General features: G+C 42.6%; 15 protein-coding genes. All 15 read left to right on the forward strand.

All coding sequences use genetic code 11. From position 1 onward, the window contains the following. Positions 1-75 precede the first annotated feature (75 nt). The 15 genes from tilS to dusB all read left to right on the forward strand — a co-directional run bounded on the left by tilS (position 76) and on the right by dusB (position 13712). The gene (gene tilS / locus NST65_RS00415) at positions 76-1479 is read left to right on the forward strand and encodes a tRNA lysidine(34) synthetase TilS (RefSeq protein ID WP_111926613.1); all 1404 of its coding nucleotides are present in this window, start codon (positions 76-78) and stop codon (positions 1477-1479) included. A 15-nt stretch (positions 1480-1494) separates the two neighbouring features. Continuing rightward, positions 1495-2034: a hypoxanthine phosphoribosyltransferase gene (hpt, locus tag NST65_RS00420; protein WP_008357399.1), complete on the forward strand. Its 540-nt coding sequence runs from the start codon at positions 1495-1497 to the stop codon at positions 2032-2034. A gap of 95 nt (positions 2035-2129) precedes the next feature. Further along, positions 2130-4031, forward strand: a complete 1902-nt coding sequence (gene ftsH / locus NST65_RS00425; RefSeq protein WP_034284252.1) for an ATP-dependent zinc metalloprotease FtsH — start codon at positions 2130-2132, stop codon at positions 4029-4031. A 162-nt stretch (positions 4032-4193) separates the two neighbouring features. Further along, entirely contained in the window at positions 4194-4970 is a 777-nt protein-coding gene (locus tag NST65_RS00430; RefSeq protein WP_024427185.1) for a type III pantothenate kinase, read from the forward strand. A 14-nt stretch (positions 4971-4984) separates the two neighbouring features. Then, positions 4985-5860 (forward strand): Hsp33 family molecular chaperone HslO, encoded by an 876-nt coding sequence (gene hslO / locus NST65_RS00435; protein WP_024427184.1) that lies wholly within the window; start codon positions 4985-4987, stop codon positions 5858-5860. A gap of 46 nt (positions 5861-5906) precedes the next feature. After that, positions 5907-6815 carry a peptidyl-prolyl cis-trans isomerase gene (locus tag NST65_RS00440; protein WP_041115232.1) on the forward strand — a complete coding sequence of 303 codons (909 nt, stop codon included), beginning with the start codon at positions 5907-5909 and terminating at the stop codon, positions 6813-6815. A gap of 77 nt (positions 6816-6892) precedes the next feature. Then, on the forward strand, positions 6893-7816 hold the full coding sequence (gene cysK / locus NST65_RS00445; RefSeq protein ID WP_024425655.1) for a cysteine synthase A: 924 nt from the start codon (positions 6893-6895) through the stop codon (positions 7814-7816). 124 nt (positions 7817-7940) lie between these two features. Beyond that, entirely contained in the window at positions 7941-9359 is a 1419-nt protein-coding gene (locus NST65_RS00450) for an anthranilate synthase component I family protein (protein WP_065215459.1), read from the forward strand. Positions 9360-9372: 13 nt separating this feature from the next. Beyond that, on the forward strand, positions 9373-9966 hold the full coding sequence (pabA, locus tag NST65_RS00455) for an aminodeoxychorismate/anthranilate synthase component II (protein ID WP_065215460.1): 594 nt from the start codon (positions 9373-9375) through the stop codon (positions 9964-9966). After that, positions 9963-10811, forward strand: a complete 849-nt coding sequence (gene pabC / locus NST65_RS00460; RefSeq protein ID WP_065215461.1) for an aminodeoxychorismate lyase — start codon at positions 9963-9965, stop codon at positions 10809-10811. The genes pabA and pabC overlap by 4 nt, the downstream gene beginning before the upstream one ends. 9 nt (positions 10812-10820) lie before the next feature. Next, complete coding sequence (gene folP, locus NST65_RS00465) at positions 10821-11678, forward strand: dihydropteroate synthase (protein ID WP_065215462.1); 858 nt, start codon at positions 10821-10823, stop codon at positions 11676-11678. Next, positions 11671-12033, forward strand: coding sequence for a dihydroneopterin aldolase (gene folB / locus NST65_RS00470; RefSeq protein WP_081279512.1), 363 nt, complete (start codon positions 11671-11673; stop codon positions 12031-12033). Before folP ends, folB begins: the two co-directional genes overlap by 8 nt. After that, positions 12030-12533, forward strand: a complete 504-nt coding sequence (gene folK, locus NST65_RS00475) for a 2-amino-4-hydroxy-6-hydroxymethyldihydropteridine diphosphokinase (RefSeq protein WP_065215464.1) — start codon at positions 12030-12032, stop codon at positions 12531-12533. Before folB ends, folK begins: the two co-directional genes overlap by 4 nt. After that, the gene (locus tag NST65_RS00480; RefSeq protein ID WP_024425661.1) at positions 12485-12718 is read left to right on the forward strand and encodes a helix-turn-helix transcriptional regulator; all 234 of its coding nucleotides are present in this window, start codon (positions 12485-12487) and stop codon (positions 12716-12718) included. Before folK ends, NST65_RS00480 begins: the two co-directional genes overlap by 49 nt. Continuing rightward, positions 12711-13712, forward strand: a complete 1002-nt coding sequence (gene dusB, locus NST65_RS00485; RefSeq protein WP_024425662.1) for a tRNA dihydrouridine synthase DusB — start codon at positions 12711-12713, stop codon at positions 13710-13712. Before NST65_RS00480 ends, dusB begins: the two co-directional genes overlap by 8 nt. Positions 13713-13737: the final 25 nt, after the last annotated feature.

Here is a 13737-nt window from a genome sequence, read left to right on the forward strand (position 1 = left end):
TCTTTGCTTGGAGCTACTGAAAGTGATAGGATATGTATATCTTTAAATTACCTGCTCTTTTGTGAGGAGGAAGTTGTGAGTAGAATTGAATCTTTTTTGAAAAAACATGATGTTTACCTTGAAAATACGACAGTCATTGTCGGGGTTTCCGGCGGACCGGATTCCATGCTCTTACTGCATGAACTTAACAAGCGCCGCAAAGGTTCCTATCAGCTGATTGCAGCCCATGTAGATCACATGTTCAGAGGAGAAGAGTCCTTCGCTGATTTGGCATTTGTTGAGGCTTACTGTAAGGAGCACGAGATCCCTTTTGAATCGTCCCGCATACAGGTCACCCAATATGCAAAAGAAAACCGCTTAAACAAACAGGCAGCTGCAAGGGAGTGCAGATATGCTTTCTTTCGTCAATTGATGGAGCAATACAACGCTCAATTTATAGCGCTTGCACATCATGGAGACGACCAAGTAGAAACAATGATGATGAGACTTGTGAGAGGGACTGTTGGTATTGGACTCGCGGGTATCCAAGCAAAACGTCCTTTTCAAGGCGGATGGCTGATTCGTCCGCTCATTGGATACTCTAAAGACGACGTGCTAAAAGCTTGTGAAAAAGAACATGTCCCCTATGTCATTGATCAAAGCAATCATACGGATGACTACTTGAGAAACCGGGTAAGAAGACATATTCTTCCCGTATTAAAAGAAGAGGCACCTCATGTACATGAAAGCTTTCAGTTTGTAAGTGACATGCTGACTGAGGATGAGCAATACTTGCAGGCTTTAACAAAGGAACAAATGAACCAAGTGATAACGAGTCAATCGCCTAAGCAAATTGAGATCAAAACGAAGCCTTTGCTTGACCTGCCTTTGCCTTTACAAAGAAGAGGCATTCAACTAATATTAAACTATCTTTATGAAAACACTCAATCAGCGTTTTCAAACCAGCATATTCTAGGGACTTTAGACTGGTTATCTCATACAGATCAACCGTCTGGATCATTAGATTTGCCAAAAGGTTTACAAGCTGTCAAGTCTTATGATCACTGTATGTTTACCTTTGAACGATCGCATGTATTAGACCAGTCTTATGCTCTTCACTTAAAGGTTGAGCTCGGAGAAGAGCTTTTTCTCCCAAATGGACAGTCTATCGTCGTATCAAATCATGTTCCGAAGGATGCACGGAACGGAAACCATTTTTTCTTGCTTCAAAAAGATCATGTTCGTCTCCCTTTGATCATTCGCTCACGAAAAAATGGTGATCGAATCAAACTTAAAGGGATGAATGGGTCAAAAAAGGTGAAGGATATATTTATTGATAAAAAAGTGCCTCTTGCAGAAAGAGACAGCTGGCCGATCGTCACTGACTCGGATCATCAAATCATCTGGATCCCAGGTCTGAAAAAATCCGTTTTTGAAGAAATTGATATGACAAACAGCGATCTCATTGTATTACAATATAGACAGCACGAAAATTTGTAGGGGGCAAGCAAAAGCATGAAACAAGATATTGAAAAGATTTTGATCTCAGAAGAAGAGATCCAGCAAAAAGTGAAGGAACTGGGTGCAACATTAACCAGTGATTATGATGGTAAATTTCCCCTGGCTATTGGTGTTTTGAAAGGGGCTCTTCCATTCATGGCAGACCTGATCAAACACATTGATACATATTTAGAACTTGATTTTATGGATGTATCTAGCTACGGAAAGTCTACCGTATCTTCTGGAGAAGTAAAGATCATTAAGGATCTAGATACTTCTGTTGAAGGAAGAGATATTTTGATTATGGAAGATATCATCGACAGTGGGTTAACTTTGAGCTATCTGGTAGAGCTTTTCCGATACCGTAAAGCAAATTCCATTAAAATTGTGACATTGCTTGATAAACCAAGCGGCCGCAAAGCAGACATCAAAGCAGATTATGTTGGATTTGAAGTGCCAGATGCATTTGTTGTCGGCTATGGATTGGATTTCGCTGAACGTTACCGAAACCTCCCGTATATTGGAGTGTTAAAACCATCTGTTTACGAAGGCTGATCAGCATACGTATACATGAGGTTATTGGTTGTGTTGGAATGATTTTCTATGATACTATTGAACATAGTTGTGCTTACTGTGGGAGGAGGTAAGGAATGAATCGGGTTTTTCGTAATACGATTTTTTATATACTTATTTTATTACTTGTGATAGGGGTCGTCAGTTGGTTAGGATCCCCAAATCAAAAGCCTGAGAACATGTCTTACAGCAAATTTTCGCAAAATCTAAGTGCGGGAAAAGTGGAGAGTATCTCCATTCAGCCTGTAAGAGGGGTTTATGAAATTCGTGGTCAATTAGATGGCGCGAAGAAAGATCAATACTTCATTACCCATGTTCCAGATGGTCAAGGTGTTGACCAAATTTACAGTGCACTGAAGAATACAGATGTAAAAGTAGAACCAGCACCTGAAACAAATGGATGGCTGCAAGTTCTGACAACCATCATTCCGTTTATCATCATCTTTATCCTGTTCTTCTTCTTATTGAACCAAGCTCAGGGCGGCGGAAGCCGAGTCATGAACTTTGGTAAGAGTAAGGCGAAGCTTTACACAGAAGAGAAGAAACGTGTGAAATTTAAAGATGTTGCCGGTGCAGATGAAGAGAAGCAAGAGCTTGTAGAAGTGGTTGAATTCCTGAAGGATCCACGTAAATTTGCGGAGCTTGGCGCAAGAATCCCTAAAGGGGTTTTACTAGTAGGACCTCCAGGTACAGGTAAAACATTGCTTGCGAGAGCATCTGCAGGAGAAGCAGGCGTTCCTTTCTTCAGCATCAGTGGTTCTGACTTCGTCGAGATGTTCGTCGGTGTCGGTGCATCACGTGTACGTGATTTATTCGAAAATGCGAAAAAGAATGCACCTTGCTTAATCTTTATTGATGAGATTGATGCAGTGGGTCGTCAGCGTGGAGCCGGTCTTGGCGGCGGTCATGACGAGCGTGAACAAACGCTTAACCAGCTTCTTGTTGAAATGGATGGTTTTAGTGCCAACGAAGGTATTATTATCATTGCTGCGACGAACCGTGCAGATATTCTAGACCCTGCATTGCTGCGTCCGGGACGTTTTGACCGTCAAATTACGGTTGACCGCCCAGATGTTATTGGCCGTGAAGAAGTACTGAAAGTTCATGCGAAAAACAAACCGCTTGACGAGTCAGTCAACTTAAAAGCCATTGCAAGCAGAACACCAGGGTTCTCTGGAGCAGATCTTGAGAACTTACTAAACGAAGCAGCACTTGTTGCTGCCCGTCAAAACAAAAAGAAAATCGATATGCGTGATATCGATGAAGCGACTGACCGTGTCATCGCTGGGCCGGCGAAGAAAAGCCGCGTCATTTCGAAGAAAGAACGTAATATCGTGGCTTACCATGAAGCAGGTCATACCGTCATTGGTCTTATCCTAGACGAAGCGGACATGGTGCATAAAGTAACGATCGTTCCTCGTGGTCAGGCAGGCGGATATGCGGTCATGCTTCCAAGAGAAGACCGTTATTTCCAAACGAAGCCAGAGCTTCTTGATAAAATTGTCGGCTTGCTCGGCGGTCGTGTTGCAGAGGAAATTACGTTTGGCGAAGTAAGTACAGGCGCTCACAACGACTTCCAGCGTGCAACAGGCATTGCAAGAAGAATGGTTACAGAGTTCGGTATGTCTGATAAACTTGGTCCGCTTCAATTCGGTCAATCACAAGGAGGTCAAGTATTCCTTGGCCGTGATTTCAACAATGAGCCGAATTACAGTGAAGCGATCGCTTACGAAATTGACCAAGAAGTTCAGCGTTTCATTAAGGAGAGCTACGAACGTGCGAAGCAAATTCTCACTGAGAATAAAGATAAGCTAGAAATCATCGCACAAGCCCTTCTAGAAGTTGAAACATTAGATGCTGAGCAAATTAAATCTCTTTACGAAACTGGAAAGCTTCCAGAGCGTGTATACGCAGATGACGAAGAGAAAAACGATGATGTGAAAGTAAACATCAAGAAAAAAGAAGATGAGGAGATCTAATCTCCTTCTGTGAAAGCTGCCGGGATCACCGGCAGCTTTTTTTATTTCGATTCATGAATGGATCGGTTTCGAATTGTTTACAAATGGAACTCAATTCGTGTATGGTATGATAGAAAGTCGAAAAATGCTCTTTTTGAGAAACTATTCAAAGTGGTGATGAAGTTGTTACTCGTGATAGATGTAGGAAACACAAATACCGTTTTAGGTGTTTATCATAATGGCGATCTAAACTACCATTGGCGAATTGAAACAAGCCGTCATAAAACAGAAGATGAATTTGGTATGTCCATCAGGGCTTTATTCGATTATGTGGGGCTGATGTTTGACCAAATAGAAGGGATCATCATCTCGTCTGTTGTCCCGCCTATGATGTTCGCACTTGAAAGAATGTGCGAAAAGTATTTTCACATAACACCCCAAATTGTAGGGCCTGGAATGAAGACTGGATTAAACATTATGTGTGACAATCCAAAGGAAGTCGGGGCAGATCGAATTGTCAATGCAGTAGCAGCCATTCACCTATATGGGGCGCCTCTTATTGTGGTAGACTTTGGAACAGCAACAACCTACTGTTATATCAATGAACAAAAACAATACATGGGTGGAGCGATTGCACCGGGTATTACCATTTCAACTGAGGCTTTATATACAAGAGCGGCGAAGCTGCCGAGAATTGAAATTGTCCGTCCAGATCACATTGTTGGAAAAAACACCATCAGTGCGATGCAATCCGGCATCCTTTATGGATATGTTGGCCAAGTCGAGGGAATAGTGAAACGGATGAAGCAGCAAGCCAAACAAACACCGAAAGTCATTGCAACAGGCGGTTTGTCTACATTGATTGGAAATGAATCAGACTGTATTGATATTGTCGATCCGTTCCTCACATTAAAAGGACTGCAGCTCATTTATGAACGTAATCGTGTCGGTGTATTATAGGAGGTTTAAATCAAATGGATTACTTAGTTAAAGCGTTAGCATATGACGGAAAAGTCCGCGCATATGCTGCAAACACAACAGATACAATCAACGAAGCACAAAGAAGACATCATACGTGGCCGACCGCATCAGCAGCCATCGGCAGAACGATGACAGCAACAGTCATGATGGGTGCTATGCTGAAAGGTGAGAATAAGCTAACTGTCAAAATAGAAGGCGGTGGACCAATCGGCGCCATTATTGCTGATGGAAATGCAAAAGGCCAGGTACGAGGATATGTCTCAAACCCACAAGTTCACTTTGACTTAAATGAACATGGCAAGCTGGATGTGAGACGTGCAGTCGGAACATCTGGAACGTTAAGTGTTGTCAAAGATATCGGGCTGAAGGACCACTTTACAGGACAAACGGAAATCGTCTCAGGTGAAATTGGAGATGACTTCACTTATTATCTTGTTTCTTCTGAGCAAGTGCCTTCCTCTGTAGGCGTAGGTGTCCTTGTCAATCCAGATAATTCGATACTCGCAGCAGGCGGTTTCATCATTCAATTGCTGCCTGGTACAGAAGATGCTGTCATTGAAAGACTAGAAAAGCGCCTGTCAACCATTGAACCAATCTCTAAACTCATTGAAAAAGGGATGACACCAGAACAAATATTAGAAGAAGTACTCGGTGAAAAGCCTCAAATTTTAGAAACTGTACCCGTCGAATTTTCTTGTAACTGCTCAAAAGAACGGTTTGCAAATGGCATTATCAGCCTAGGAAAAACCGAAATTGATGATATGATTGAACAAGACGGACAAGCAGAAGCTCAATGCCATTTTTGTAACGAAACGTATGTATTTACAAAAGAAGAGCTGGAAGAGCTACGTGAAGAATTAACCCGCTAAGCTCTAAGCAGCGGGTTTTCTTTTTAGAATGGAAAGGAGACGAAAGATGAGACTAAAAGCAAGAGTGGTATGGACATTTATCCTCGTGTTGCTCATGATTAATGCCGTTGTCATTGCATATGTATTAACAAAGTCACAAATGTCACAGGCCTCTTCTAACGGGAAGAGCGGTGAGGAAATTGCGTCGATTGGAAAAGAGAAGGTGACGCGTCAAGAATGGTTAAAGAAAATGGAAGACCGCTACGGAAAGGCGACACTTGAGCAAATGATCAATCAAAAGGTGGTCAATCAGCTTGCCAAGCAAAACAAGCTGGAAGTGTCTTCAAAAGAGATCAATCGTGAATTGCTTATGCTCAAAGCGGTGTCTAATAATTTCTATGAAGATGGACATACAAGTGAGAAGGAATGGAAAGAACAGATTCGTTATCAAATTTTATTAGAGCAGCTTTTAACAAGAGATGCCGTCGTTTCTGAAAAAGAAGCGAAATCGTTTTATGAAAAAAACAAGGACTTATATCAATATGATGATTCATACCGCATTCGCCATATCGTCGTGAAGACAAAGAGCGAGGCTGAAAATGTATTGAAAGATTTAAAAGGTGGATCTAGCTTCGAAGCCGTAGCAGCTGAACGTTCAATCGACCGTTACACCTCACCATACGGCGGAGATCTTGGATTTGTGACAGAAGAGCAGGAAAGTATCCCGGCCCTATACATACAAGAAGCTCAAAAGCTTCAGCCAGATGAATGGACGAAAGAGCCGATTCAGACCAAAAACGGGTATGCCATTATTCAGTTAAAAGAAAAATTAAATGGCCGCTCTTTCTCCTACGAAGAAGTCAAAGATCAGATTAAAAGGCAGATCGCTATGGAAGATCTAGGTGAAAAGGCGAATGTCAAAACCCTGTGGAAAGAAGCAAAAGTCACATGGTTTTACGATGGCGAGCAGGACTAAAAGCATTGACAAAATTTTTTGAAATTGATAATTTAATATTAATACAATAAAATTACTCGGAGATAGAGGTGTTAGTGATGGCTCGTATTGCAAATTCAGTTTTTGAACTAATAGGAAATACACCAGTCGTTAAATTAAACCGTTTAGTAGATGAAGACAGTGCGGATGTCTACTTGAAACTTGAATATATGAACCCGGGCAGCAGTGTCAAAGATCGTATTGCTTTAGCGATGATCGAAGATGCTGAAGCAAAAGGAACATTAAAAGCCGGCGATACGCTTATTGAACCAACAAGCGGAAACACGGGAATCGGCCTTGCAATGGTAGCGGCTGCTAAAGGAATTAACGCGATTTTGGTTATGCCGGACACAATGAGTCAGGAGCGCCGCAACCTTTTACGCGCTTATGGTGCGGAGCTTGTCTTAACACCAGGTGCAGAAGGAATGAAAGGTGCCATCAAAAAAGCAGAAGAATTGGCAGAGGAGCATGGTTACTTCATGCCTCAGCAATTTAGCAATGAAGCCAATGCGGAGATTCACCGTCGTACAACTGGGAAAGAAATCCTTGAACAATTTGACGGCGAGCTTGATGCATTTATTGCAGGTGTTGGTACGGGCGGTACGATTACAGGTGCTGGTGAAGTCCTAAAAGAAGCCATCCCATCCATCCAGCTTTATGCAGTAGAGCCGACAGATTCCCCTGTATTGTCAGGCGGGAAGCCGGGTCCGCATAAAATTCAAGGAATTGGAGCAGGTTTTGTTCCTTCAATCTTGAACACAGAAATATATGACGGCATCATCCAAGTGAAAAACGAAGATGCATTTGAGCTTGCAAGAAAAGCAGCGAAAGAAGAAGGAATTCTTGGCGGTATTTCTTCAGGAGCAGCTATTTACGCAGCGCTTCAAACAGCGAAGAAGCTTGGTAAAGGGAAAAAGGTTCTCGCCATCATACCAAGTAATGGAGAGCGTTACCTCAGTACACCTCTTTATCAATTCGATTAAACCAATCACCCCAGCATTTGCTGGGGTTTTTTCATGAATTCTGAAGATGGAAAGCAAATACTGTTTTCTAAATAAATTGGATTGCATTACAATAAGATTAATGAAAATGAAAAAGGATGATAACATGACACAACGCAGGCCGATGGGCATCAAAATTCCTTTTACGAAAGATGCATTCTTGAAAAGATACGAACAATTAACTGCTCGTGAAACACATCATGTGCTTCTTGAAAGTGCGCGCGGCGGTTCATATAGCATCGCTGGTATTCACCCGATCGCTAAAGCGAAGGGGAAAGATGGGATGACGACCATCCATTATCAAGATGAGGTGCTGTTCAAAGAAGGTGATCCATTCAGAGCGTTTACGGATTGGTTTCAAACCCTTCAAACCGAAACGAACGACGAATACCCCGACTTTCAAGGCGGAGCGATTGGGTTTTTAAGCTACGATTATGCTAGATACATCGAGCATTTTAAGATGCTGGCAATTGACGACCTTAAAACACCAGACCTTTATTTCCTCGTGTTTAATGATGTTGCAGTTTTTGATCATGAAGAAAACGCGCTGTGGCTGATTACGCACATAGAGGAAGCGGAATCAGGGAGTGAAGCGAACCAAAGGCTTGAAGAATGGAAGCAAAAATGGACAAGCTCTTCAGAAGAATTAGCACAATCACCTGTCAATGAATCTTCCACAGAATTTGTACCAGCAGCACCTTTCACTGAAGAAACCTTTGGGGAAGCAGTAGAGAAAATTAAGCAATATATCGCAAACGGTGATGTGTTCCAAGTGAACTTATCCATCAGACAAGATGAACAGCTTCACACTCATCCGTATGATTTATACAAAACGTTACGTCAAGTCAATCCATCTCCTTATATGTCTTACCTGCATACGCCTGACTTCCAGATTGTTTGTGGATCTCCAGAGCTGCTTATTAAGAAAAAAGGAACTCAGCTAGAAACAAGACCAATTGCCGGAACAAGATCACGAGGCAAAGACGACGCTGAGGATCAAGCGCTGGCAAAAGAGCTCATTGAAAATGAAAAAGAACGCGCAGAGCATGTGATGCTCGTTGATCTTGAGCGGAATGATCTTGGACGCGTATCCACTTATGGATCCGTAAAAGTGAACGAATTTATGGCGATTGAGAAATATTCGCACGTGATGCATATTGTATCCAATGTACAAGGAGAGCTGCGTGATGAATGTGACGCGGTAGATGTCATGAGAGCTGTATTCCCAGGTGGAACGATTACAGGTGCTCCAAAAGTGAGGACGATGGAAATCATAGAAGAACTTGAGCCAACAAGACGTGGGCTTTATACTGGATCTATAGGCTGGTTTGGATTCAATCAAGATATGCACTTTAATATCGTCATTCGTACTGCGTATTGTACAGAAGGAAAAGCCTTTATGCAGTCAGGTGCGGGGATCGTCATAGATTCTGTCCCTAAACACGAATATAAAGAATCGATTAAAAAAGCCTATGCAGTGAAAAAAGCATTACAGCTGAGCAAAGAAGAGACTATTTTGAGTTAGAGGTGAGCAGAGTATGATTTTAATGATTGATAATTATGATTCATTTACGTACAACCTGGTCCAGTATTTAGGTGAGCTTGGAGAAGAATTGATCGTGAAACGGAATGATCAAGTAACCATTCAAGAAATTGAAGAGCTCAAGCCGGATTTTCTTATGATTTCTCCAGGACCATGCAGTCCTGATGAAGCGGGAATTAGTATGGAGGCGATCAAGCACTTTGCAGGAAGCATTCCAATCTTCGGTGTGTGTCTAGGTCACCAATCCATCGCGCAAGTCTTTGGCGGGGATGTCGTTCGAGCAGAGCGCCTAATGCACGGTAAAACGTCAGAGATTAAACATGATGGAAAAGGTGTTTTCACAGGACTTCAAAATCCGCTCGTCGCAACGAGATATCATTCATTAATTGTCAAAAACGAGACGTTGCCAGAGTGCTTTGACGCAACAGCCAGCACAAAGGTAGGCGAGCTCATGGCGATTCGTCATAAAGAATTGCCGATTGAAAGTGTGCAATTCCATCCTGAATCGATTATGACGTCCTTCGGAAAAGAAATGCTGAAAAATTTCATTGAAACCTATCGTAAAAAGGGGCATGAAGTAAACGCATGATCATTTATCTGAACGGTCAGTATATAGAGGAGAAAGACGCGACTCTTTCTCCTTTTGATCATGGTTTTCTATATGGCATCGGTGTATTCGAAACATTTACCAGCCTGGCAGGACAAGTCTTCCTGTTGGATTGGCATCTTGAAAGGCTCAATCAATCATTACGTGACCTTTGCATCGAATCCACAATAGAGAAACCATTTGTACTCGACATCATTCATACTTTACTAAATAAAAACCAAATAGCCGGCGGCCATGCGAGAATTCGCTTGAATGTTTCTGCGGGCAGAGGCAATGGGTTTTCTGCAGACCCTTATGAAGAGCCTGTCGTTTTTGTCATGATCTCTCCATTCCGTCCAGAATCTATTTTGGATGAGAAAAAGGGAGTCATTCTTCAAACAAGAAGAAATACACCAGAAGGGCCAAAACGCCTCAAGTCTCATCACTATATGAACAACCTGCTCGGGAAAAGAGAAGTGGGGAACGACCCGGCGTTAGAAGGCATCTTTTTAACAAAAGAAGATGATGTGGCAGAAGGCATTACCTCGAATATATTTTGGCGAAAAGATGATGTGGTCTATACACCGTCACTTGATACAGGCATTTTAAATGGGGTCACTCGTCGATACTGTATGGAAACGCTCCACGCGATGGGGGTCTCGCTAAAGGAAGGACGATACCCAGTCTCACATTTGCTCTCAGCTGATGAGGCATGGATGACCAATTCTGTTCAGGGAGTTGTACCTTTCGAGTGTATAGGAGACATCCACTTGCTCAAAAACAGCCGGACCATCTCAACAAAGTTAAGAATGCAATACACAAAAGAACGTCAAGACCATAAAGAGTAGGTGGACACAATGACACAACAATTGATAAAACAGCCTAAAATCATTCAGGCCAAGCATCACACCCTTAGCTATGAAGAAAAGACATTGGTCATGGGCATTTTAAATGTCACGCCTGACTCTTTTTCAGATGGAGGAAAGTTTAATCAAGTAGATAAAGCGCTGGCTCATGCAGCGCAGCTGATAGAAGACGGGGCGCATATTATTGATATTGGCGGAGAATCGACTCGCCCGGGAGCGGCACTTGTCTCAGAACAAGAGGAGCTTTCAAGGGTCATTCCTGTCATTGAGAAAATCACAAAAGAATTAGATATACCTATTTCTATTGATACGTATAAAGCCCGTGTTGCAGATGAAGCGGTGAAAGCTGGAGCCTCTATCATTAATGATGTATGGGGAGCGAAGGCAGATCCCCAAATGGCACATGTGGCGGCGAAGCACAATGTCCCAATCATTTTAATGCACAATCGACCAGAACGAAACTACACACATCTGATTTCAGATATGATCGCCGATTTGAAAGAAAGTGTCCAAATTGCCCAGCAAGCGGGTGTCCGTGATGACATGATCATATTAGATCCAGGTGTAGGATTTGCGAAAAATAAAGAGGACAACCTGAAGGTCATGAATGAACTCGAACATTTTTGTCACCTTGGGTATCCACTGCTGCTGGCTACATCTCGAAAACGATTCATTGGTGCTGTCTTAGACCTGCCGCCTGAAGAACGTACTGAAGGAACAGGTGCGACGGTCTGCCTTGGGATTCAAAAGGGCAGTGCGATGGTCCGTGTACATGATGTAAAAGAAATAGCAAGAATGGCAAAAATGATGGATGCCATGCTGAATAAGGGAGGCGCTTATCATCGATAAAGTATATGTAAACGGAATGGAATTTTACGGGTACCACGGTGTATTTGCAGAAGAAAATAAATTAGGGCAGCGATTCCGCGTGGACTTAACAGCTTCACTTGATTTAAGTAAAGCCGGACAAACTGATGACCTCAATGAGACCATCAACTATGCAGAGCTTTACCAAATCTGCAAAAGCATTGTAGAAGGCGAGCCGGTCAATCTTGTTGAAACACTGACAGAAAGAATTGCAAACCAAGTGTTAAAGGACTTTCCGACAGTTCAGGAATGTACAGTGAAGGTGATCAAACCAGATCCCCCAATTCCAGGACATTATCAGTCCGTTGCAATTGAAATGACGAGATCGTGCACATGAACAATACAGCATACATCGCATTAGGCTCAAACATAGGTAAAAAAGAAACCTATTTAAAAGAAGCCGTCAAAAAACTGCATGAACATCCAGAGGTTCAAGTGGAATTAATCTCATCGATATATGAAACAGCACCTGTAGGCTATGAAAACCAAGATGACTTTTTAAACATGGCCGTGAAAGTTACCACTTCACTTCGTCCGGAGGAACTACTGTCTCTTACTCAGAAAATCGAGCAGGAGTTAGGCAGAACAAGAGAAGTGAGATGGGGACCGCGAACGGCTGACCTTGACATTTTACTTTATAATCGTGAAAATATTGAAACAGAACAACTTGTAGTGCCGCATCCCAGAATGTACGAACGTTTATTCGTTCTTGTCCCGATGAGTGAGATTTGCCCAGAAATCGGCGAAGTACAAATAAATGCCGTAACAGACCAAGAAGGTGTAAGCATATGGAAAAAGACATGTGGGGTAGAAGAATTCGTGCATACCGAAAGCTAAAAGGGTATACTCAGGAAGGGTTCGCGAAAAGACTAGGCATCTCTGTCTCTGTCTTAGGAGAAATTGAGCGAGGCAATCGATTACCAACAAACCAATTGGTTGGTCAAATAGCAGATGCTTTAAATATAACGGTGGAAGAACTTTCGCCAATTCTTGAAGAAGAAAGGAGGGGGAAAAATGTTTAAAATCGGGGATATCGAGATTAAAAACAAAGTAGTGCTCGCACCAATGGCTGGTGTGTGCAACTCTGCCTTCAGACTGACGGTGAAAGAGTTTGGAGCGGGCTTAGTCTGCGCTGAAATGGTCAGTGACAAAGCGATCCTGATCAACAACGCGAGAACAATGGGTATGCTATACATTGATGAACGGGAAAAGCCTTTGAGCCTTCAGATATTTGGAGGGGAAAAAGACACACTCGTCGAAGCGGCAAAGTTCGTAGACCAGAATACCACAGCTGATATTATTGATATTAACATGGGCTGTCCTGTACCAAAGATTACGAAATGTGATGCAGGAGCGAAATGGCTCCTTGATCCAAACAAGATTTATGAAATGGTCTCTGCTGTCGTAGAAGCTGTAGACAAACCAGTTACTGTGAAAATGAGAATGGGCTGGGATGAAGACCATATCTTTGCTATCGACAATGCCCGTGCTGTTGAACGAGCTGGTGGACAAGCGGTTGCGCTTCACGGACGGACACGCGTGCAAATGTACGAAGGAACAGCGAATTGGGATATTATAAAAGAGGTTAAACAATCTGTATCAATTCCTGTCATCGGCAATGGCGATGTCAAAACCCCTCAAGATGCAAAACGTATGCTTGATGAAACAGGTGTGGACGCTGTTATGATCGGAAGAGCCGCACTTGGAAACCCGTGGATGATTTATCGAACGGTTCATTATTTAGAAACGGGTGAACTGAAAGAAGAGCCAAACGTGCGTGAGAAAATGTCAGTGTGCAAACTTCACTTAGACAGACTCATTGACCTGAAAGGCGAGCATGTCGCTGTTAGAGAAATGAGAAAGCATGCAGCATGGTACTTAAAAGGGGTCCGCGGCAACGCTGACGTAAGAAACCAAATCAATCAAAGTGAAACGAGAGCGGAGCTTGTACAAGTTCTTGATGACTTTACGATCGAAGCCGAGGCAAAAGAGCTTCAAAGTATAAAAGTAGGATAAGACTATCTTTCTTTTTGTAGCTCAC

It is taken from the genome of Bacillus sp. FSL P4-0248, from assembly GCF_038593305.1.
Lineage (GTDB): Bacteria > Bacillota > Bacilli > Bacillales > Bacillaceae > Bacillus > Bacillus safensis.